Genomic DNA, 22077 nt, shown 5'->3' with positions numbered 1-22077 from the left:
ATTACTGGAGATTGTTTTGTTTTTCACGCTGGTGTTGGACTTTCCTTAGACTAACTTTCAGGTCGATGATATGCAAATGAAATTCATATCGATATATTTCTCGCCAAATCACCAGAAGGCTTATTCGCTCCGGGATGCCCCTGCATAGTTTTTCCCTGCCACCATCCCCCCAGTTTGAGCCGCGTAGAAAACATCAATGTTGTTACTTATCTGCTTAATGGAGAAGGCGACGGCAAGCAGAACATTAGTGAGCATAGAGAATTTTATGAGAGACTGGGGATGCGCGAACAGGGTACTGAATGACACATCAAGATAGAGGCTTGCTGCGATAGAAACCCAGAACAGTGTCAACGGCATCATCTTGAGAAATTTCTCTACCACCAGCCCGGTGATACTCCCCAGAGTGAACACAGGACGTGCCACCATCAATAAACGATCTCGGGTTTGAAATTTCATGCGTACTCCTGCACGGATTGATAAAATAACCCGGCGAACCGGGTTATCCAAAGAACGCGGCAGTTTTTCCACCATGATTTATGTTAGTCACTTTCAAACTTAAGTTCACTTCTTTGTGCGAGTAAGAAGCCTTACGTTCCGGCCCTCATCTGACAACTGAACGCTTACGATACCATTTTCATCAAGCATCAGTGTCGCTGCATCTTCACGGCCATCAGCACCACGCACCATTATGTTCACCCTGCCACGCTCGGGCAGAATCATGACTATACGAGCGAGGCTGCTGATCAGCGTAAGACTCCTTGCAGCGAGAGCTGCCCGGACTTTCTCGATGACATCCTGCGGCATCCGCTGACCTCCAATCATTTTGCGCCGAAATGTATCGGCGTGAAAATTATGGCACAAATATCGGCATGATAATATTCGCAGGCTAACACCAGTATCAGGCAGAACAGCAGAAGGAGATCCGGGCGTAGAGGAAAGCGGTCAGAAGATAGGCAGGGAAGGGTGGTTAAGGCAAAAAAAAGACCGGGTTAACCGGCCTATTTTTGCAAAAAGGATAGCAGAGCATCCTACTCAAGTTTTGGGGTTCTGATATTGCCGGTGCTCATCCAGACCTTAGACAGCATCCGGGCAGATAACATCAGCAAAACAGACACTATCGTTCCGATAATCCTCATGTCGCTTTCTTGCCCCACCAGCATCACGACAAAAACCCCCAAAACAACCAACGCAATTATCATCGTCGGTAACATGACGAAATTAGTCTCATCATTCCCCTTCTTATAGAACAAGCTGCCCCCCGGCAGACATGTTCGCCACACCATTTACTTAAAGCTTCTGTGGTTATATCAACCACAGAAGGTTAGATTAACATGAAGTTACTTCTCGGTGAAATTATTTACTCCGAAACCGATACCATTTTTCTAAGCTCATGAAATTTTTCAATAAATATTTTTCTGGCTGTAAATGAATCGACAGGTTTTATAATGAATGATGCTGGTGGATAAAGCACTGGATCAGGTGTCTCATCTTCATCGTATTCGCCGAGGTCGCGCATTTCAGTTGACAGCATGATCAGGTCAGCACGCTTTATCAGCGGGTTCTTGGGTGTATAAATACCAAACCGATGATTTATGGCTGTCTGGATACGACCTTCAATCTCCCGGTACTCAGGCAGCAGCGTCTTTAGCGGGCTGGATATGTCATTGCAGTACGCTTCTGAACCATCATGCAATAACGCCTCAAGTGCCAGTTCTACCGGAACCAGCTCGCTCACCAGAACAGAATGCTGCGCAACGCTGTACATCGTTTCAAGATGACCGGTAAAGCGACATATGTTTGACAGGGCGCACGCAATGTCCTCAATGCAGATGCTTGCCGGATCAGGGTTCAGAAAGTCGAACCTTTTCCGGGAAAGTGTTTTGATCCAAGGCATGTGTATTTCCCCAGTAGTATGTATAGAACCAAGCTACCACAGAGGTCAGGCTCGCCGAAGTTGATGGCAGGAGAGGGCATTGCCGTTTTGGTTGTTTTTCAACCCAGCCTATTCGGCCATCAAGATGCGCGGGGTAAAATATAAAAACATCAACAAAATAGACATATGCATCTACGGGGATATACACCATGAAAATCACTGTCTACTCAAACCAAAACTGCGGCCCATGCGTGGCAACGAAAACAGCAATGAAACGTGCAGAAATTGAATTTACAGAAGCATCAGCGAGCAATGTTGCTGAGCAGTTACGTAGCCTTGGTTTCTCCAGTGCACCGGTAGTGATTGTGCAGACTGAAAATGGCCCGGTTGGTTGGAGCGGATTCAGACCTGACCTGATCAGAAAGCTGGAGGATGGACAAGCACAGGGAACAGAACTCGGCCCGATAGCCATAACACTATGAACCAGCAATAAATAAAAAAGCCACCTGAGTTTGGTGGCTTTTTATTGCCCCACAAAAAATATCTGATGCGACGAGCAGGAGCATTAGACAGAGACGCTGTGACTACTGAACGCCTTAATTTTTTTCAGGCTCTTCTTGTCCAGCTCGACCCCCGGATATTGGCCCATACCAGTATTACCTCACGAAAGCCTGCGACAAAGTTGCTCTGCCGCATCGCGATTTAGTCCCTGATGCCGGGATGTCAAAAACAGATTAGGACAATTTAATGGAAACAGCCGCGCTGTGTCATCAACAAACGTGTAGCGCTCAAGGCCGAAATTCTCAACGACGGACATGCATTCCTGCCACCGCACATATTCTACAACCTTGCCATCCAAATCGGGATTAGCGCCAGCTATGCGTTCACGAACGGCTGGTGGAAAATGACGGAGAATAGCATCACGGCTTACGCCAATGCGCCAGTTGGTAGAAAGGATGATCCCCACGTTAGGATGACTGGCTAACAAATCCTCCAGAACAGGCATAAATTCAAGGCTACCGTTTTCAGCTCTGTGTAGCACACCATCAATGTCGAGAAACAGCCAGTGCCGTGATGGATTTACATCTAACCAAAATTCGCCCTCACAACTCAACGGTTCAACCGGCAGGCCGGGGAGTGGAACAGTACGGCCATTTAATTCACTTAACCAATTCAAAAGACAGCGCAACATCATTGCTCCCGCACATGCAGGATCACGTCATAGAATTTTTTTTCGCTGGTGGCGCGGATAAACTCTTCCAGCGATTTTTTTGCCGCTTCAAGCTCCCCAAGCCGGGCAACTTCAAGGAAATCAATATCGCATACTTTCCATCCCGTTTCTGCGTGGGTCACGACAAGATTGTTAAGGTCGAGAGAACTTGTCACGCAAAAAATCATTTTTTCACCGCACAACACATGGGAAAACTCTTCAAATTTATCTGTCTCACTCCAACCGTGTTTAGTTTTTACCTTCATGTACCCACCATGTTTCAGAAAATTATTGGCCTGCCATAAGCTGCTGATTCCAGCCTGCAAGTAGTTCGTTTGTTTTAGCCGCTGAGAGTCCAGATATATCTACGCGGAATCGGCCACATGGTGAGAGGGCGAATAAACGACCATCCACCAGCGAACAATAGATAGTCTCGTAATCGGCATCCACCCCAATCGGCGCTTCGCTATAACCGGTAACATTGTTGCGAATGGCCATTACATCATTTTCAGGATAGTCAGCCAGTTCTGCCAGTGATGAAAAGGTGCCACTCAGTAAATCTTTCACGATAGGAAGGCTACCATCCTGCTCGGCAACTTTGGCACAAGCCAGTAATACGCCAGCACTAAATTCACAATAACTCATACGCAATTTCCCTCTAAGTTCAAAGTATGCCTTCGGCCAACCCCTCGGCAGGCAGAAACAAGTTTCTACCAACCTCACGGTTATGATTAAACCCAGTATGGTGTCGTTATTGTGATCGAGACATAGTGAACTCTACGTACTCATTTATATCCATACTTCACTGGGGCAATATCCCGAGAATGATAAAAACCATCATTCATTTCTCATGCACTGCATCTTAACTCAAGTCTTACCGATAAGAACGCGTTTAAATAAACCAAAAAAAACCGGCCTAAGCCGGTTAAGCGATATGCTAGCTGGCCCTATTCATGTTCTGGTGTACTCACCTGTTCATTCTTGATGTTACTTGCTGGTGGCTCTTCTAAACTAAAGCGACCAATGACCGCATAACGGCCAAGATTAAAGCCGACAATACCAGAGAGAATAACGCTTATTACTCCGGGAAAAGATACCGGCTTGTGAAGTACATGATCGAGAAGATTGCACATAGAAAGAACACACAACGCATAAATCAGAAAACCTTTCTCGCTTCTGATAACTGCCTGCGCACTCACAAGTGGTTTCTTCATGCCAGCAGCAGCCATTAAACCAAGCGAAACCACAACAAACGCCCCCGGAAAAGAACCAGATGTCAGAGCATAGAACGACACAAGAACTAACAACAGCAATGATACGTTAAACCAGTACAGCGCACTCGGTGGTTTTATAGGAAGACCAAACATACCTTCACTCATAGCAACCTCATAATTTTCCAGTCAACAAATATAACCGACCACCAGTTTTTAGCATAGTGACACTACCACTCCTGAAACAGTCAGGGTTTAAAACAAAAACCGGCCTGCCTGCATTACTGTCATCCATACCAAAAATTTTTCCATGCATAACAACAAACGTCCCGGACGCGCGATAGCTAACGATAAAAACACCAGCATACCGCCAACCAAACTTATGACTATAGAACTTATTCAGCGTTACGTATTTGTGTGCCGAAAGGTGATATGTAATCACCTTTCTGAGCGCAATGATAAAACCAGAGAGAAGAAGGGAAGGGATTACATAACCCGGCATGGACTCTTCTCTTTCAGCGTCAGACGAAACTTAAACTCTGGCACCCGGTTTCTGATGCAATAACTAATACTAACGTTCTTCCCGTATTTATCACGTAGCTGCTGCGCATGTAAGAACGCGTCGCCCGGTTCGTAATTACGCATAACAACATCAACGAAAGTAACACCGTCTCTTTGTACCAACATAAACCCCCCGCCACGACTTGATAGTTAATAAAATTATCACATGCCGAGGATGGGGGTCGAATAGCAAAAATTAAAAATTATTGGTATTAAATCAAACCTTGCCCCCCTGAATTTCACTCACCAAAACAACCTTCCCATCAATACCCCAGTTGCAGTTAAGCTTATGGCTTATCGAATTTAAAACCTCTTTATCCAAATCCGTTTCATGCTGACACGTCAAAACGATACGAACATTTTTCTTTCCGGATTTTTTCAAAAAAATATTTAGGTAATCATTATCTAGGCAATTAGCATCATCTAATATAAGTGTTTTCATATCACTATATTTCTTATCGTTTGACCATAAAAGGATTACCCGTCTCGGGTTCGAGCTTCTCGTACCTTGTGGCATCAAATCTAAAAAATGGCATTCACCTTTACTGACTGTTTTATAAAATCCCGTACAAAAACTCTTTCCCGTCCCTGTTGCACCAATAAGAAGAACATGGCCCTGTGTTCGACACATAAACTCTTTAAATGCATCACCAAGATCAAGCATCTGGTCAAGTTTAGAATTATGTCCTTTGTTATAACCGATAAACTTTCCTTCAATTTCCTTATCCTGATAAACACTGCCTGCAATTGATTCTAACTCCACCGCAATAACAGCACCGCGAGAAGATAATCCACGCAGAAGAAGGTATCGAACCTTTTCACTGAATGTTTCACTCGCATGGCGCGTTTCACCCGAAAAATCCACCAAGCCCGGTACATCATCAACAATTATCCGTTCCAGTGGTTGTGGTATTCGTATCTGGTATGAACCGCCCCCTGATAAGGCTATAGTTTCATCCTCTGCTATTAACTCTGGATCTGTTAGTTCGTATCCTCGGGAATACTTCATTTCAATGATTGCCTCTTCAATCAAAGCAACCAACTCGGCGTTACGAGTCCTTCCGGTTCTGGGTAGCTCTGCATCAATGCGAGCGATCAAATCATCTGATATACGCACGTTCTTTGTCATGATTTTCATTTCGAGTAAATTCCTCTCGTTCTTACTGATTGATTGTTACTTGCATTAACATTGCTGTGGTTATTTCAACCACGAGATAATCTATCGTATACGCAACATAGCCTGCAAACCCATCGGCTCAAAAACATTTAAGGCTGACACACTAATGTTAACCAAACCCTCGAAAACCAAAAACCCCGCTCTTGCGGCGGGGTTATGAAAACCTGAAACACACTTAATTGAAAACAATTATGTAACATAATCACTCACTTACACAGAACCTACAAACACTTAAATCATTAATATAATAGAGAAATAATTTCACAATGATAACCCAACCTCCGCCATGTGAAACCTACAATTGAGGGGTACACCATGCACCGAACTTCCACTCGATTCCATTTGCCATATATCCATGTCATCTTAGCTATCACCCGTGCGTCGCTAACGCTCCAAAAAGAAAACCCTACCTTTTTTACCGTTATCCACTTAAACAGCATCGCTACGTTAACCATATTCAAAGCCATCCTTTGTGAATCATTATCTCATTTTGACAAAGCATGTATCTGCCCCATTAGGGGGAACCCGCGTGTTACGCATCTCAGTTCCGCCCAACACATGTATCGCCTGTTAGCCCGAGGTCGCCTGAAGGCTCACTTGATCAAGACTCAAATTCCGGTGCATAAAAAAAGCCCCGCATATCAGCGAGGCTTTTTTTGTTTTCCCGTCATGCAAATAAAAGGTTAGCGGACGTCCCCAATCGGCGTAGACATGTTGATGGCCCATTGCGATAGTTCAAGATCGTCACTAACCTGCTGAGTTACGATGAACTGGTAAATTCCCATAGACAAACGCGAGGGATCGCTGAAACCGAGTAATGCCTTTGAGCCAACCTCGGACGACTGGAAGGCAACACGCAGAAGCGTATCCTGATTCCATGTGTCCGCATTAGGGATAAACACGACAGTTCCTTTCCCGAGTCCCTTAAGTTGCGGTGACTTTCCTCCATCTATATGAACTGGCTCATGCAGGATTTTCACGGCGCAGACCTTTTTCTTATCGATACACTCAGAGAGAACAGTAGCCGTGTTTTCTTGAAGGGCTTCACTTGCCTTAAAGCCCCAGATAAGGGGTTCATCTTTTTCCCCAATTTTCTTGATGAAATTTCTCATCAGCCGGTTAACCACCAGCAACACCTGTTTATTCACAATAGCTTCTGACATGTTTATACCTTTCAATTAGGCAAAATTGCCTTTTTGGGTTAGTTAAGCCTGCGCAAAACTATTTTCCGTAATGTGTAATCAACTTTGACACACGCATCCGTATCGCACGGTTAGAACGGATAGCTTTGCGTATTTCTGTTAGCTGTGTTTCGTACTTATAAAAAAGCACTTCAAACCATGCCGGACACCCCTTTAATTGAGACAAAAAATACTGGTCTCCTTTTCCCTTATTTATGTGCTTCATCTGTACCCGCCGAGACTCTCCGCCAGCCCGAGTTTTTGGTTTGTATAGCGACCCCCAACGGATTCGATATGTCGCCTGCTGCTGCTGAATATTAAATGCAAAAGGAGCAAACTCATTACGCGCTTTCACATCCACCCAGAATTCCTCAAGCAAAACGTTCGCATCCTGAATGAGAACAAGAACAGCACCATCTAACTCGCTCACAACTTTCCTTAGTGACTCAACATACTCGCTATACCTCATAACACCTCCATAAACATCGACGGGTTTCAATATCAAAAATGTATATATATTATTTATAGGCAGAAGTGATGTGTTCTGCCTATAAGGGAAACACACGAAGCATCTCCAGATTTGAGGTAAATATTGATGTTTTTAACTCCAGATTGCCAATAACATACATAGGCAGAACATGTTGTTTCTGCCTATAAAAGCCCCACATCACTGTGACTTCTGCCAATGTATTAGACATAACAAATATTGTATGCCTATAGCGATTTTCAGGATATCTGGGTAAAGAACAAAGACAAGTTTTTTAGGGGCGTTTTTGTCGTGTTTTTTTCTCTTTCCCGCATGAACTGCACGCCGGAAGAGAAGAAGGAAAGCTCTCGTGAGACTTGATAACGATCGTGATTTTTCAAACGAAGTTCATCGATTGGTTTCACGTTCTCATTTGTTGGCGGGTGTGGTGTGGTTTGAAAAAACTAAATAAATTATTATTTTGCTATTCGACCCCTTAACAAAGCATGAGATTATGGTAGTACAGTTGAAAGCGACACATTCAATAGACAGTTGAATGACATGCGAACGATGGTTTAATGGATGTTGTTTATCTCTCAAAAGAGTGTAAAACGACATTCAAATGGATGTCATTTGTTGTTGTTTTTAACCGTGGAGAATGTATCATTTGTAAGCTCTTGTAAATCGATATGCACTGATGTCACAGGACTTATGAACATAAACGGCATGTGGCTGATTCTTTATGAAGTTGCCGGGTGCAAGAATTTACTGAGCTAAGGCAGAGGCGTTAGCTGTTTTTAAATCAAAGGTGAAAGAATGACTCAAGACTCACACTTCATAGTCGGTTTGGATATCGGTTACAGCAACGTGAAAATTGCCTGTGGTAACACCCAGTCATTTGAGCCATCGGTATCAGTTTATCCAGCTTACGCAACTGCGGAGCCTGAAACAGACGTAGCACTGACAAAGAAAAGTGATCATGAATTGAAAGTGTACCCTCATGGAAATGAGTGGCGGGTATTCACAAATCGTATTGGTCATCGTGAACTTCATGATAAATATCACACCAGCGAAATGTATATGGCGCTGTTTTACGGCTCTCTGATCAAGGCTACGAGTGGGCGTAGCAACATCATTGATGTGCTGGTTACTGGTCTTCCTGTACGAATCGCAAACTCTGATGATGAACGTCAGCAGCTTTGTAAACGATTCACTGGAACACACGAAGTAGCCCCCGGAAAGTTCGTTACAGTGAAAGAAGTTGTCGTTCTTTCACAAGGGGTGGGTATCATGAACGATGTACTGAACCGTGACGGTCTGATCTCTGATGATGACATTGAATTCTCAAATATTCTGGTCATAGATCCGGGGTTTTTCTCAATGGACTATGTGACATTCTCTCGCGGAGACAGAAAACGCGAATTCAGCGGTTCCTCACTGAACGCGACCAGTGTCATCATTGATGAAATCATTCGCACACTGGAAGATGAATTTCCAGAAGAAGGGACACAGGAAGCTGAACGCATTGAAACTGCATTCCGCCGTGGCGATAAAACCTTCAACAACGGCTTTCGCAATGTAGAGATTCAGCCACTTGTCGATAAGATTACTCCGCGCATTGTCGGAACCGTGGTTGCTGAACTACTTAAACGCACTCGTTCTATCGGGCCAGTTCATATCATTATTTCTGCTGGTGGCGGATCTCGCTTCTATGACCAGTCAATTAAAGATGCTTTCAAAAACGCTCGGGTAATTCAGAGTCCTAACCCCGTAGCGAGCAATGCAATTGGCTATTGGCATTACGGAGTAGAAGAACTCAACAGCAACGCACAGTAACAGCCACGGGATATCGATATGAAAGTGCATGTGACTGTGGACGAAAGTATTTACCCTGAGCTACACGAATTAATGGAAGCTACACCTGTTAGCAAGAGAGCGCGAGTGCTTGCCAATCTTGCTTTCAAAGCGTGCCTTCTAAATAACGTCGCACTTATGAATGCTGAATTGACTACGCCCTCAAGGGGGCGTAATTCTAGCAGCAAAAAGAAAAACCCCACGGCAACTGGAAAGAATCGTCGGGATGATAGAAAAACTGACAAACCTGTTTTCGAAGACCGTTCAGGTCTGGGAGAAGATAAGAAAGAGATGGTCAATAACGGGGATAATGTTCAACCAATCCCTCAGTTAAATGTAAATGAGCAGGCAATCGCAGGAGGTGAAAATACTACACCGGTAGTAAATATACCGACACCAGTACGTTCAGATGGCACGGGGGTGCCAGAAAGAAATTCAGGTAATGGGGATGCTTCTGATCAGCAAATCAATGCTGACGGGGAAGGAAGCAAAAACAGTGCGCCGCAGGTGCCTAACACAAGAAAACGGCGCATTTTGGGGTAGGTTAAGTCTTGGTGGGGTAGTTATGAAAAAGTTGCTTATGACTCTGTGTGTGGTCACAGGGGTTATAGCAGTGGAGTCTCCAGCGAATGCGGCTATTGTCGATCTTCGCGGAACTGCTTGGGAAAAATATGGTAAGGGTGAGTGTGGTCTTGATCCTTACCTCATGTATGCAATTGCTTTATGGGAGAGCAAACAAAGAGCTGGTGGTGGAGGATGGGTTGCCCCGAGTCCTTGGGCGCTTAATAACTCTGTTTATGGAGCTTATTATCCCACCAGTTATGAAGATGCGAAGAAGGCTCTTGTGCGCTACATGAAAGCAACATCGGTTACGGACATAGGCATTTCACAAGTTAACTATAAGTGGAATGGTCATTATGTTTCAAAACCGGAAGATCTTCTTGATATCGAAACTAACATCAAGGTGCAGGCAAAAGTTCTTTGTGCTGCTATCAAAAACAATCCTGACGACATCGAACTAGCAATAGGAAGCTACCACACGCCTAATCCAAAGCTACGCGCTAAAGCTATAAATTATGCCCGTAATGTTTTATATATTTGGAAGAGGTTAATTGAAAATGATTAAAGAAAATATTTCATTTTTGACGTGTGCAGGATGCATTGAAACTCGTGAAAGCAGTTTCTACAAAAGCCCTTTCAACTTTTCAGAAGAGGACAAGGTGATCCTTAATGACAAAGACCAACGAGCTGAGCTTTTCAATGCAATTGAAGGGTTGTCGTTGCCTATCTTCATCATTGAACATGACCCATACAAGGCTACAAATCAGGTAGATAAGTTTGCAAGAATGGACTCCTACATTTTGAAACTTGCGGTACTTATCTACAGCGTAAGGCTTAAAATAAATGAGATTGGAGATTCAGAACGTTTCCTCTGGACAGGTTCTGAAGAAGCGTTTTCATTTCTTTCAAAGATGGATCATGACGGGGTAATTGATTGCCTGATAAAAAGGGAAATATCAATTCGTCCAGTTTGCGAACTTTGCGACATTCTCAATGGTCGCTGGCAAATGCAAAATGGAGACGGTCATCATCTGATGAGCCGCTACCTGCAACTCCGTTATAAACATTGGAGAGTGGCATGAATCCGATAACAAAAAAAGAAGCTGATACCCTTATCTCAAAAATGGTAAATCTGGGATTCAGGAAAGTGATTATCTGCTCGTCCCTTGGTGCCCCAGAACGTCAGATTGATGCGCTGAAAAAAAGCAGTGGGCTAGAAGATGTTGGGCGTGGAAGGTTGAAAATCGCAACTACTTTTCTGGTCATGCGACAAGATAAGATTGAAGCAACCAACTTCATGACTATCTATCTCAGAGTAGCAAAAGACCCGGAAAAGGTAGCGGACATAAGAGAGATAATCACAGCATATGAGATTTATCTTAAGCTACACCATAAATTTCGGCCTCGGAATTCATCTGGTATCATCATAGATGCAAACGCAGCGTGGATACTGGCTCGTGATTACAGGACAGAAGAAATAAAAATGGTGACGTGTAACCACTGTTCAAATCACTTCATATCGCCATATGAAGACAGGGCGAAACACAAGTGTCCGTTTTGTGATAGCGGAACCTGACATGACAACAACCATAAAGGTAATGACGATGAACATGAAAGCACTGACGATTAGCCTGTTTGCTGCTACTGCTTTACTGACTGGCTGTGCTAGTAACCAACCAGCCATCACTGTGGATCAGAACCCTTCTAAGGCGTTGCAGTTTGCGCGGGCAATGGATTTGATGGTTATCGCTGATGATGGTAATAACTACCTGATTTATAACAAACTCAGTACTGGAATAAACATCTATCCTTTAGAAACCCCAGTACGTGTGGGGCAGGCGCAGGGGAAAGTGAAGAGCGCAGGAAATGGCGTGGCTGACATTGCTGCTGGTTTGATTACCAATACCTCATTTATTCCAGCCCTTGGCGTCCTGACGGCTCATGGGCCTGCATCGGTGCCGGATGGTGTTCCACGGTTAGGTTCATGGACAACGGGAGATCAGTATAAGGATGGAAAGGAAATCGTTGCCATCGTGAAGGATATGCTCCCGAAAATGGACGGGTATAACGAAAGCGAGGGTTGTGCGAAATATTCAAGTAGTGTTTCTTACATGAATAAACACACTGGGACAAATGGGAAACCAGTAGATCTGGAGCCTGAACGTCTTCCTCGCCCGCCGATTAGTACGACGGAGATGGTCAAACCTTTCGGCTTTTCTTCCTGTCTGTTTTACCTCGCTTCAAAACCATCGAACCATCAGCGCTTGATCGAAATGAGTAATAAGTTCGGAGATAAGCGGGCCTTGTTTATTCCGGGGTATGAAAGTCATCAGCCATACGTTTTTTATAACGGTGAAGTACTGGCCTTCAAGAAAATTTGATGAAGGTTATGCCATAAAAAAACCCGCCGAAGCGGGTTTTTTTATGGGAAGGGAGATAATTACTGGACTCTCATTTGCTCTTCGAGTGTATCTTTTGTCCCTTGTACATCCACACCATCAACACCACTCTGGAAGCGTTCAAGTGTGTTTTTACGGGTGCCGTCTACGTTCAGAACACTACCTTTGCCGGTAATGCTATCTAAATCAACGCTATCTGCTGTAGGTAGAAGGTCTGCTTCGTAAAGTGATCCAATCCATTCGGAGAGGTCAATTTTATTGAAATCAATCTTACCAAACTCCAAAAGCGTCAACCCACGACAATCCGGGTTTTTAGGATCATTACCCCAACTCAGACCTAATTGCTGACGGCCCTGTTCCTGAATAATCCTTCCGATTTGAGAGTTAAAACCGCAGTAGCTGGAACGTTTTTCTATGCACTGACCGAGGACTTTCGTCTGACACCAACTGTCAATGAATACGGCGAGTTTAGTCTCTTTTTTGACCGCAAGTTTAAATTCATCGGCAGTGCAGGCCCAAATGATATTAACTAGGATGTTTGCCATTTGGTAAGCCATGTAAGCATAACCAACAACACTGACAGCGGAAACCAAAGTAGATGAGATCTGCGTGGACGCTGTAAGAGCACCATCTGCGCCCACGGCACTTGAACCTTCCGATACACCGGCACTAGCGCCAGCCTCAAAGATGGCGTTAGTCACACTTGGGCCGAAGGTATCTAACGTCCATTGGGCCGCCTGTTGAGTCAACTGGCTGACGCCTTCATTGATCGCATTTGATATGCCTAAGTCAGATATTTTCTCTGCGACAGCAGAACCAGCGTTACCTGTTAAAGAATCAAAGGCTGATATGGCAGGTTTTGTTATAGCGTCAAAAGCATTGCTGGCAAGCTCTGACCCCATATCGAAAATGCCTTTACCCTGCTCAAAAATACCTGCCTGAACGGATACTGCATCAGTAACTTTGAGCGTGTAATAGGTTAACTGTAGATACTGTATCCAACTTACGTTCACAGGTTGATTGCAGCAATCCACCCAACCGCCCATAGCGGTTTTGCACTCCATTGCTTCACCTTTGAAAACTTGACAGGTTGAGGCATCGTTATTCGACTCACCTGTAGTATCGCAAGCTAATTCATTTTGTGCGTAGGTAGCCGCTTGCAGCATAGCTGCTGCCGTAGCGAAGTCACCACTTGGCTGAGAGGTAGGAGCAAGACATGTGCCATTGATGCACTGTACGCCTCCGGGACATTGGTACTCTTCATGGCTTCCAGTGGAAGGTACTGTAACGTCTTTACCACAATCCCAAACCTCACTCGCTTGCCAGCATCCGCTGGTATTTCCGGTTGACCCATCAAGGCAGGTACTCTTCATGAAATTACAACTGGCATTTTCGTATTGTTGGCAAGTGTTGTTTACGCCTTCCTGCGTACCACAGTTTGCGACAACAGTTGCGCTACGACAAAATTTTGAAATGCCGGGAATAGGGGAAGCGACCAGATCATCCTCACAAACCAAAGCACCATTTATCATGGCGCATCCATTCGCATCAGGCGTTACACTATCATTACACGTTGCGGAATAGTTCTGACAGTAGCCCTGATCGATAGCTTGCTTAAGGGTATCTAAACCTTCGTTGTCAGATGACCAAATATCATTTGTCACAGCGGCATTGGGGTCGAAGCGAATTTCAAGTTTTGCATAACCTTCCCCATTACCACTAACGGAGACGCGTGTTTTAAAGGAAATCTCATCGCCGGACTTAACACCTTTAAAACTATTCGTTATGTCCACGTTGGGGTTAACCGCCCAACTGGTATTTAGCTCACAACTACCGGCAGTTTCAGGTGGAAACTGCTCAGGACTATTATAGGTTGCGGGTTTTCTTCTCCCACCAGTACCAGCATCAATCATTCCCGGCTTAGGGCCACCCCAGACTTTGTTGCCACCGAGATAAATTTGCATATAGTCATCCCACGTCGCATAGATGATTTTTGCGGACGTGATAGCCTCGGGGTTATAGACACGAACAGCCATTGACTGCTCATAAATTGTACATTTACCTGCCCAGTAGTCATCACCAACTTGACCAACCCAAAGGGTGATACAGTCATCACCACAACTCTGAATGTTAGCAGGGCCAGAGCTATGAGAAAGAACCCCGGCAACATAGGGGTGGGAAAGATTATATGTACCAGAAACACTGACAGTTCTGGTGCATTCTCTGTAGTCAGGAATGTGGTTAACCTGATCTTTCGAGTCGAGAATAGTTTGCTTTGAACAATCGCCGAGCAAACTCATATACTCATTCTGGTTTTCAAGGAAGTCTTTATGGGTATTGAAAATAGAATCAGTATTTTTAAGGGAGGATGTTTTTGTGGATACGTTCTGCACTGTACGGTACGCATCACCACGCAAAGAATCCTCAGTAGTTAGGGTTGTTCCTGTTGTGGAGCCTAGCTTGCTTGTCGCTGAATCATCACCGTAGACTGATTTTAATGAATCGAGAGAGGTTGATGAACCTTGTTGGTCAGGATAAACAGAATTAAGGTCAACAGTCTGGCCGCTTCCATACGTAACAGTTCCTTGTCCACTGGCAGAAATTCCGGGCAGTGTATTATAGAAGTTCACTGCATCTTGTGCTTTTTGATTTGTAGATGTCGCTGTTGCAGTGCTTTCGGCAGCTACTGCGTATGGAACAAAACTGATTAGCCCGAGGTGAGATATTATAGACAGCGCGCAGATGGGTATCGAAAACCACCGCTCACGGAAAAGTTTTTTCATAGTTAGTTCACCTTTTTTCATCTAAAACTAACGTCTAATTGCTAAAAAAATCCACTTAGGCTATTCGGGTCAGGCAGTTGACATGAGACTATATGGATATGAACAGTGTTCACGATAATGGTTGATGCTGTTGGTAAGCAACAAACAAAGGGGACAAAACAGGGGGTTTTAGCAAATAGTCAAAATGGCTAAAACGTTACTCGATTTTTGTTTTATAGTTAGTAAAAGTGTTTTTTGAAAAGGTGAGGAAATGAATAACTTTGGTGTCTTTGGGATCATGCCTCTGACCGGGCCGGTTCATAACTTTTATCCATCGGGTTCTTCTAAATCAGAGAAAAAGGCAGAGAGTAAGAATAATGAGATGCCTATAACTCCGGCGGTGTTTAAAGAAAAAATCATAACGTTTGGGCTGTTGATTGCATCATTGCCACTGGTCTTTATGATTGTTCAGCTATAAAAAAAGCCCCAAAAATAAGGGGCTTTTTAGCTTAAATCTTTCTTTTGTGTGGATCAGGGCTTTCATTACCTCTGGTTATTTCAATGCGAATTTCCTCATTATCACTTGCTGATGCACCATTACCAGAACCCTCACCACCCCCAGAAGTTGTAACATTAGACCTTGCTCCTGTGAGGCTACCACCTTCTGCATGACTTGTGGTGTTTGATGGGAGCGTTTTTCCTGCGGCTTCATTCAGACCGAGGGTGACAGTAGACAGAGTGTTTCTGTCATCAGTACCCTGACGTTCGAAGGTTGATTCAATCGCTGTAACAGCTCGTTCCCCCCATTCACGATTACCACCGTGAATTGTGCCATCAGAAGACTGATGACCACCTGTATCTAATGAGATGGCAGCAACGGCATTATCACGGGCTTGCTGAAGGGTATCGCCAGTGACTCCAGCCTTACCGAGAGCATAGTATTCGGCAATAGCTTCGCTGGCTTGAGAGTTATTTCCATATTTAGCTTGTACTTCCTGCGCCTGACGTCGGGTTTCCTGAATGACAGGATTATCATCAGATATACGTGAAGTGAGGTTATTTACAATGCTCAATCCTTCCCGAGCGATGCTGGAAGGAGCCAAATTAGCAATGGAGTTATAGGCGCTCTCTTGTTGAGACGTCACTACTTCTGCACTTTGTTTGTTATGGTCAGTTTGTACAGGACCATCTGCGGCAATATAACTATCAAAGCGATCACCAACTCTTCCAGCAGTTGCAGAAGGGGCGGTATACCCCTCCTGAGTACTGACCGTACCACGAGCCTCGCCTTGAGTTGAAGAAACACCAGCCATAGTTACACCACCGATCCCGTCAATTTTACCTGTGATTTCTGATGCATCTGGAGCAACGTTGCTATATTGAGAAGCAGCAGAAGAAGTAATTTCCGGGCTGCTACCACCATTTACAAATCCTAATTCGTGCGCAACCTCATTTAACTTCCCTGCATCTTTTAAGGCCAATACAGATGCAGCACCCTGTGCTTCGGCACTACTCAAACCATTTCTCATCAATTGGTTAGCATATTGATCACGTTGTTGGGCAGATCCCGGTTCCGCATTAATTAGTTGTTGCATTTTTTGTTCAAGGCCCGGTGATGACGTGACTTTTTTACCGAGGACGTCAAAACCTATAGCCTGATTAACGGCAGAAGACTGGCTAAATGTCTCAGCTTCTGAATACGCTTTTTCGGCGGACTGGCTGTTGCTGTAGGCGCTTGAATAAGATGAGCCTTCGCTTGATGACATACCAAACTGACTGGTATGAGCGGCAACATCGTTTATAGCTCCTGAAAGCTTTTTCTCATAACCGGCACCCAATGAAGATGCGAGGCGAGCAGCGTCCTGATCCCCGGATGATTCACTGCCTTGTATAGAATTACCATGCTGGTCAGTCGATCCACTTGAAACTGCCGCTGTCGCGCCAGCGCTAACGCCGGGGCCACTCCCTGTGCCTACGCCGAGAGAGCCACCTTTAGTAACACTGTTCAGATCCGCGACAGCATCAGTAGCTGTCTTTCCATGAGCCTCCATGTACGAGAAAATTTTAGATGCATCACTTCCGAACGCCTGACTAAGTGAGGACGATACCTGTGCGTTCTGGGCAGTGGAATGCGTACCAGAATGTTGATTTGATGCCAGTGAATTAACAAAGGCATTCCTAGCGGCAGACTCTTGCTGAGAAGCTGTTTCTTTTTTAGCAGCGGCACTTTGTAAATTAGAAGATGCCATTTCCTGCATAGATATAGAGCCGACGATTCCAGAAGCACCGGTCATTGTTGTACCAGACATTGGTGAATTGGAAAATTCTGCACTTCTGTTATTCAGTGCTGGCGCGTTAGTCATATCTGGTGCAAGAACTTTAGTATCAGCAGGCGAAGGTGCAGCCGCTGAATTTGCAAGTGAGTTGAATGCTATAGAACTACCCCAAACAATAAATCCTCCTAATGCTGGAATTAAGCCAAATAAATTACCAGCAAGAGCAATATTCTTTTGGGTGTTAACAATTAAGTCATATAATTGATTGAACGCTACTGTTCCTAAGCTTGAAACACCAGAAGTAATAGACAGAATAGCAGCGGAATCTGACTGCATTTTTGTAAGCATATAGAGGTTGATCACAGCGGCTAAAGGAACCCATGTCTGAGTCCAAACAATGATCAGGAAATACTTCATAATTAGCCGAAGACCCATTACGCCCAGACCTAACAGGAAGGCCATAAAGGGCGTTAATGCATAAATAACACCCTGAAATATTGGCATGAAGGAAGACATCCAATATAAGAATGATGATCCACCAGATGACCACTGGAACGCTTGCTGTGTGGCAGTTTGTGCACGAGTAATTGCCGCAGTACCTTTAAATGAATCGAGGTACGCATCTTGTGGGATTTTAGCAATGTTAGGCATCATCAGCATTTGAAGTTGAAAATCTCTAACATTTGAAGACGCTATGTTATAGAAATTCATCATATTTGTAACTTTCACCTCTGGTGAACAGGTATCATCACAGCGTCCATAAGCGGCCATTACCCGACCAGAGGTGGCAACCAGAGTTGGGTATGAACCTGCGGCTTGATTTTTAAGTCTGGTATAAGCTCCGGCACAGGTATATTGAGATGCGTTTCTAGGATTTACTTGTGGCCCATTAGAGTTAAGACCATCGTAAAGAATAACATACGTTGAGGCATCACTGGATCTTACAGAGTCAACACCACCTCCGTTTCTCCAGATATGTGCATATGTAGTGGCATTTCGGTTTATATCGTTAATAACACAGGTTCTAATATAGCTATCTATTGAAGCTGCGATATCAGGATTACTTCCACCTGTGCCTAGCCTCCAGCGCATAGGGTCTTTAAGAGCATCATAGTATGCGGTAAGAGTGAATAATGGGTCTAACGCCCCATATTCTGTCATTGCGGGCGTAGAGAAGGCTTGCTCCATGTTTTCTGTAACGGAGTAACCTACCGTTGATATAATAGACGCTGGAGCCGCAAGTCCCCAAGGGACGTTATCGACAGCCCTGAACTCACCAGTTGTAAGATCTTCAAGATTAACTCGTGCTGACACTTGAAAGAAAAGCATGTACATGACGATGCACACAGCCATCTGACCAAAAGACAGAGTTTTACCGCCAGAAACAGCGGAGGCTATAACAATCCCAATAACACCTAATAATGCTGAAATACGGAACGTATCCGAATAAGTCCCGTTATTCAGCATCATCGCGATGGAATTGAGTACGTTGTAAAGAAAATCAACGCTCCCAACAGTATAAATATTCCACTCGCTCATAAATACCCCTTATTGCGCACTTAATGGAGTTTGATCTCGTTCATACCGCTGGAGCGGTAATGCATCCATATACTTCATTTTCAAATCGACGATTTTACTTGCTCCACCGTATCTGGTTGCTGCTGCTTGATACGAAGTGGACAATCGTTTACGGGCATCAGCGATAAGATCCTGACATTTTTGAAAATAAGGCGCGGCTGGGTTATCGTTTGATATTTCAATTCTAGCCCCTGTATCCGCAGCAGTTAACATATCGCTCATATATTGATACGCTGCCGTATATGCCAGTACAGGTGCAATTTCATTGATGTATGATTTTGCCATGTTGATGTCGTGTCGAGCCAATGACGCAGCGTTAGATGCTGCACCGTTAGTATTGAAAAAATCCGCCTGTCTAAGTTGTGCTTCTGATAAGCCTGTACCACTTACTATTGCATCAAGGTAACCATCGTTGTTAAAAAAGTTAATGATTTTTGCTGCAAGGCCATCAATCGAAATTTGAGTGCTTATGGGGTTTGGGCATGATTCTGTGTCAGAGCAGCTATAAATAGCATAGGCAGGGTTGCCATTTGTCGCTGCTTCAAGGGCGTCAGAAGTATCCAGTGCTGCTATTTTATGAGGTGCGCCACCGATAAGAGCGCCGGTATCATCAGTAGAAATATCTTTTGGCACAATGTATGTGCCAGTCAATGACATGATGAACTCTTTCTGCTGTTGTTGTGAACCAATAAACTGGCTAGAAAATTCGCCATTATTGAGCAGGCACCACATTAAATTACCGTAATCTTTACAAGCCTCACGTTTACCTGACTCTTCTTTTTGAGCAACTGAGGATTTTTTCCCGTTTTTTTCGCTCATAAAGGCAGTGAACTGATCTGTAAGACCAGTTGAAGATAACTGTGAAGATACAGCGGCTTTTGCTTCTTCGCCGAATGCAGATGCAGTGTCAACTAACAATCCTTTTGCAAGCTGGCATGAGTTTGCGGTCAAGTCGTTCATTTGTTGAACTACAGCCTGCATTCGGGAGATTGCATTATCAAGAACCGCATCCATAGCGTTGAGAGCAAGCTGGAAAGCTAAACCAGCCGCGTTTGCAGCTATGTTACGTAGCATTTGAACAAACTCATCAGCATTGATGAATGAGAAAGAACCACCGAACAGGTCAATACCACCACAACCACCAGCCGCACTAGGCATCTGGATATTGACAGGCGTCAGAGAACGAAGCTTATTACGCAAAGTAAATCCTCCGCCTGTATATCCTTCGCGTGTAACACTTCGGTAGTCGCCGGGGTTAGTAGTATTGGACATAGAGCCGAACATGTTATTTAACTGATCATTAATACTATCCGCATTGGCAGCAGGAACCACTGTGAATAATCCAGCGTACATAACAAGTGCGGCTGAAAGGGTTAACCTAAAACTCTTCGCAGGCTTATAGGCGGAAAAACACTTTTTCATATAACTGTCTCCGGGTTATTTTTTTGCCTGTGAATCGGCATCGGCAGGGGCATAACCTGCTTTTGTTTGAATATATTTAATGAACTGATCAGGGTTTTGCATATATTCCTCTGGCATATCTTTGAGGATGTCTGAATCGATGTAACCGTTATCGTTGAAAGGTAAAGTGCTTTTATATCGTTCGTCAGAGACGATCCCGGCGTCATGTGCTATAAGCACTGTTCGCTTGATTAGCTGATCTGCACTTATAGGGCCAAATGAAACGATGCGGGTTGTATCGGGAGGAATAGCCAATGCAATAGCTGGCACGTTTCTTATTTGCAATTTTTTAGCCTGACCATTATCAATCCTGACCCTAGGGAAGGGATTACCGGGAAGATCATTACCATCAACTGATATAGGTATTATAGGAATACCTGTCATGTAACTGAACGTCTGCATGATAGATGCCTGTTTAGAACAAAGAGTGCATCCTTCCCCTTTGAAAAAGAAGAAAAGGCCAGCTTTCTTACCTATCTCTCGCGCAACATCTCTTTCGTTATCTTCTGCTGAAACTGATTGGGAAAGAGAACCAAATGATGATGTTGAACGGCGTCCAGTTTCATCAATCAACGGGTCTGTGATTGATATAATTTGGGCCATATCTTTATAGCGGCTCGCCTTATCAAGCATGATACGTTGCGCTAATAGGTATGCACGTACATTTTCCGGCGTTGGATCATCAATAGCACGATCACGTATCTGCTGAATATTTTCTCTAAACCAGACAACAGAAAATGGTGGGGGACTGTTTTTAGTCTCCGGTACTGCTGGCGCTACAGGAGAAGGTGATTTTTTTTCTTTCTCCTTTTCCTCTTCTTGCTGTTCTGTTTGTGGGGGTTCTTGCTTGACTACCTCTTCAGGAGGTGGCGGATCTTTTTTCCAAAACCAGCCCTGATCTTTTTCTTTCTGGAAATCTTTACCCCCAGCATAAACATCACCGCTTGTTTTAATATCTTGCTGGCCTTCAGCCGCTATGGCATGGGTGCAGACAGTGCAGCTAACTAGAGCAGCCAAAACTGTTTTCACGAATTGATTAAATGCCATTGGTGTTTCCTTCAATCAAAATCCTCGCAATTTTATCCGTCCAAAAGGCAGTATTTTTTCCGGGAAAAACACGAGAATAAAACAGTTTGCGAAAAATTAAGTGATGCTGGAATTTTGAGTTTCCAATCTTGTGAACGATAGCATTCTTCGTCACACCTAACTCAATGCACACAGCCTCAAGAGACATGCGCGTTCCATACTTACGTTCGAGTTCAAGGCGTACCGCCTCTTTCAGAGAACCATCATTAAGCAACGGTGGAATCTTGTATGCTGGCATCAATAATGCACAAGGTGGTTCTGCAAAATATGGTTTCACCTATAAACCTCATAATCTATGTACAGACTCAGGATTTTGCCACGAAAACAACCGGCAAGGCACGGATAAAAGGGGACAAAAACGGGGGTAAAAAGTTTTGGATTTGAATGGAGAGGTTCTGATAGGTAAAGAAGATTTGCTTAG

At 44.2% G+C, this 22077-nt stretch carries 22 protein-coding genes; 8 read left to right on the top strand and 14 right to left on the bottom strand.

Features of this window, described 5'->3' with window-relative positions; genetic code table 11:
• Window positions 1-120: 120 nt before the first annotated feature.
• Together ACSIPU_RS23585 and ACSIPU_RS23580 are read right to left on the bottom strand one after the other, a co-directional pair.
• A complete protein-coding gene (locus ACSIPU_RS23585) occupies window positions 121-456 on the bottom strand; it encodes a hypothetical protein (protein ID WP_435322346.1) in 336 nt (111 codons plus the stop codon).
• Window positions 457-1357: 901 nt separating this feature from the next.
• Window positions 1358-1894, bottom strand: coding sequence for an HD family hydrolase (locus tag ACSIPU_RS23580; RefSeq protein WP_435322344.1), 537 nt, complete (start codon window positions 1892-1894; stop codon window positions 1358-1360).
• A 188-nt stretch (window positions 1895-2082) separates the two neighbouring features.
• Here ACSIPU_RS23580 and ACSIPU_RS23575 point away from each other — a divergent pair, with 188 nt between their 5' ends.
• Window positions 2083-2355 (top strand): glutaredoxin domain-containing protein, encoded by a 273-nt coding sequence (locus ACSIPU_RS23575; RefSeq protein ID WP_435322342.1) that lies wholly within the window; start codon window positions 2083-2085, stop codon window positions 2353-2355.
• A gap of 179 nt (window positions 2356-2534) precedes the next feature.
• On the opposite strand, the gene ACSIPU_RS23570 is transcribed toward ACSIPU_RS23575, so the two are convergent.
• The 7 genes from ACSIPU_RS23570 to mobI form a co-directional block, all read right to left on the bottom strand.
• Window positions 2535-3068 (bottom strand): HAD domain-containing protein, encoded by a 534-nt coding sequence (locus ACSIPU_RS23570; protein WP_435322340.1) that lies wholly within the window; start codon window positions 3066-3068, stop codon window positions 2535-2537.
• A complete protein-coding gene (locus ACSIPU_RS23565; RefSeq protein WP_348851486.1) occupies window positions 3065-3349 on the bottom strand; it encodes a hypothetical protein in 285 nt (94 codons plus the stop codon). The genes ACSIPU_RS23570 and ACSIPU_RS23565 overlap by 4 nt, the downstream gene beginning before the upstream one ends.
• A 22-nt stretch (window positions 3350-3371) precedes the next feature.
• The gene (locus ACSIPU_RS23560; protein WP_348851487.1) at window positions 3372-3728 is read right to left on the bottom strand and encodes a hypothetical protein; all 357 of its coding nucleotides are present in this window, start codon (window positions 3726-3728) and stop codon (window positions 3372-3374) included.
• Between the two features lie 302 nt (window positions 3729-4030).
• Window positions 4031-4462, bottom strand: a complete 432-nt coding sequence (locus ACSIPU_RS23555; protein ID WP_435322338.1) for a hypothetical protein — start codon at window positions 4460-4462, stop codon at window positions 4031-4033.
• Window positions 4463-5072: 610 nt separating this feature from the next.
• Window positions 5073-5993, bottom strand: coding sequence for a hypothetical protein (locus tag ACSIPU_RS23550; protein WP_348851489.1), 921 nt, complete (start codon window positions 5991-5993; stop codon window positions 5073-5075).
• A gap of 722 nt (window positions 5994-6715) precedes the next feature.
• Window positions 6716-7195 (bottom strand): hypothetical protein, encoded by a 480-nt coding sequence (locus ACSIPU_RS23545; RefSeq protein ID WP_435322336.1) that lies wholly within the window; start codon window positions 7193-7195, stop codon window positions 6716-6718.
• 58 nt (window positions 7196-7253) lie between these two features.
• Window positions 7254-7643 carry a conjugative transfer protein MobI(A/C) gene (gene mobI, locus ACSIPU_RS23540; protein ID WP_348851491.1) on the bottom strand — a complete coding sequence of 130 codons (390 nt, stop codon included), beginning with the start codon at window positions 7641-7643 and terminating at the stop codon, window positions 7254-7256.
• Window positions 7644-8495: 852 nt separating this feature from the next.
• Between mobI and ACSIPU_RS23535 the strand changes: the two genes are divergently transcribed.
• From ACSIPU_RS23535 to ACSIPU_RS23510, 6 genes are read left to right on the top strand one after another with little or no spacing between them, the layout of a single operon-like run.
• A complete protein-coding gene (locus ACSIPU_RS23535) occupies window positions 8496-9515 on the top strand; it encodes a ParM/StbA family protein (protein WP_348851492.1) in 1020 nt (339 codons plus the stop codon).
• Window positions 9516-9533: 18 nt separating this feature from the next.
• Complete coding sequence (locus tag ACSIPU_RS23530) at window positions 9534-10076, top strand: hypothetical protein (protein ID WP_435322334.1); 543 nt, start codon at window positions 9534-9536, stop codon at window positions 10074-10076.
• Between the two features lie 22 nt (window positions 10077-10098).
• The gene (locus tag ACSIPU_RS23525; RefSeq protein ID WP_348851494.1) at window positions 10099-10659 is read left to right on the top strand and encodes a lytic transglycosylase domain-containing protein; all 561 of its coding nucleotides are present in this window, start codon (window positions 10099-10101) and stop codon (window positions 10657-10659) included.
• Window positions 10652-11176 carry a hypothetical protein gene (locus ACSIPU_RS23520; RefSeq protein WP_348851495.1) on the top strand — a complete coding sequence of 175 codons (525 nt, stop codon included), beginning with the start codon at window positions 10652-10654 and terminating at the stop codon, window positions 11174-11176. The genes ACSIPU_RS23525 and ACSIPU_RS23520 overlap by 8 nt, the downstream gene beginning before the upstream one ends.
• Window positions 11173-11670, top strand: coding sequence for a FlhC family transcriptional regulator (locus ACSIPU_RS23515; RefSeq protein ID WP_210846203.1), 498 nt, complete (start codon window positions 11173-11175; stop codon window positions 11668-11670). The genes ACSIPU_RS23520 and ACSIPU_RS23515 overlap by 4 nt, the downstream gene beginning before the upstream one ends.
• A gap of 1 nt (window position 11671) precedes the next feature.
• Window positions 11672-12475 (top strand): hypothetical protein, encoded by an 804-nt coding sequence (locus tag ACSIPU_RS23510; protein ID WP_348851497.1) that lies wholly within the window; start codon window positions 11672-11674, stop codon window positions 12473-12475.
• A 59-nt stretch (window positions 12476-12534) separates the two neighbouring features.
• On the opposite strand, the gene traN is transcribed toward ACSIPU_RS23510, so the two are convergent.
• Window positions 12535-15276, bottom strand: coding sequence for a conjugal transfer mating pair stabilization protein TraN (traN, locus tag ACSIPU_RS23505; RefSeq protein ID WP_435322331.1), 2742 nt, complete (start codon window positions 15274-15276; stop codon window positions 12535-12537).
• Between the two features lie 250 nt (window positions 15277-15526).
• Between traN and ACSIPU_RS23500 the strand changes: the two genes are divergently transcribed.
• A complete protein-coding gene (locus tag ACSIPU_RS23500) occupies window positions 15527-15733 on the top strand; it encodes a hypothetical protein (protein ID WP_435322330.1) in 207 nt (68 codons plus the stop codon).
• 31 nt (window positions 15734-15764) lie between these two features.
• Here the strand turns inward: ACSIPU_RS23500 and ACSIPU_RS23495 are convergent, their stop codons facing one another.
• The 4 genes from ACSIPU_RS23495 to ACSIPU_RS23480 are packed head-to-tail and all read right to left on the bottom strand — an operon-like array spanning window position 15765 to window position 21933.
• Entirely contained in the window at window positions 15765-19070 is a 3306-nt protein-coding gene (locus tag ACSIPU_RS23495; protein WP_435322329.1) for a conjugal transfer protein TraG N-terminal domain-containing protein, read from the bottom strand.
• Between the two features lie 9 nt (window positions 19071-19079).
• Entirely contained in the window at window positions 19080-20531 is a 1452-nt protein-coding gene (locus ACSIPU_RS23490) for a conjugal transfer protein TraH (RefSeq protein ID WP_435322328.1), read from the bottom strand.
• A gap of 15 nt (window positions 20532-20546) precedes the next feature.
• Complete coding sequence (gene traF / locus ACSIPU_RS23485) at window positions 20547-21617, bottom strand: conjugal transfer protein TraF (protein WP_435322327.1); 1071 nt, start codon at window positions 21615-21617, stop codon at window positions 20547-20549.
• The gene (locus ACSIPU_RS23480) at window positions 21607-21933 is read right to left on the bottom strand and encodes a hypothetical protein (protein WP_348851503.1); all 327 of its coding nucleotides are present in this window, start codon (window positions 21931-21933) and stop codon (window positions 21607-21609) included. The genes traF and ACSIPU_RS23480 overlap by 11 nt, the downstream gene beginning before the upstream one ends.
• Window positions 21934-22077 lie beyond the last annotated feature (144 nt).

Origin of the sequence: Klebsiella sp. HN106, assembly GCF_051209435.1 — a bacterium.
GTDB lineage: Bacteria > Pseudomonadota > Gammaproteobacteria > Enterobacterales > Enterobacteriaceae > Klebsiella > Klebsiella oxytoca.
The sequence above is the reverse complement of the archived record's forward strand: the minus strand, read 5'-3'. Positions and strand labels throughout refer to the sequence as shown.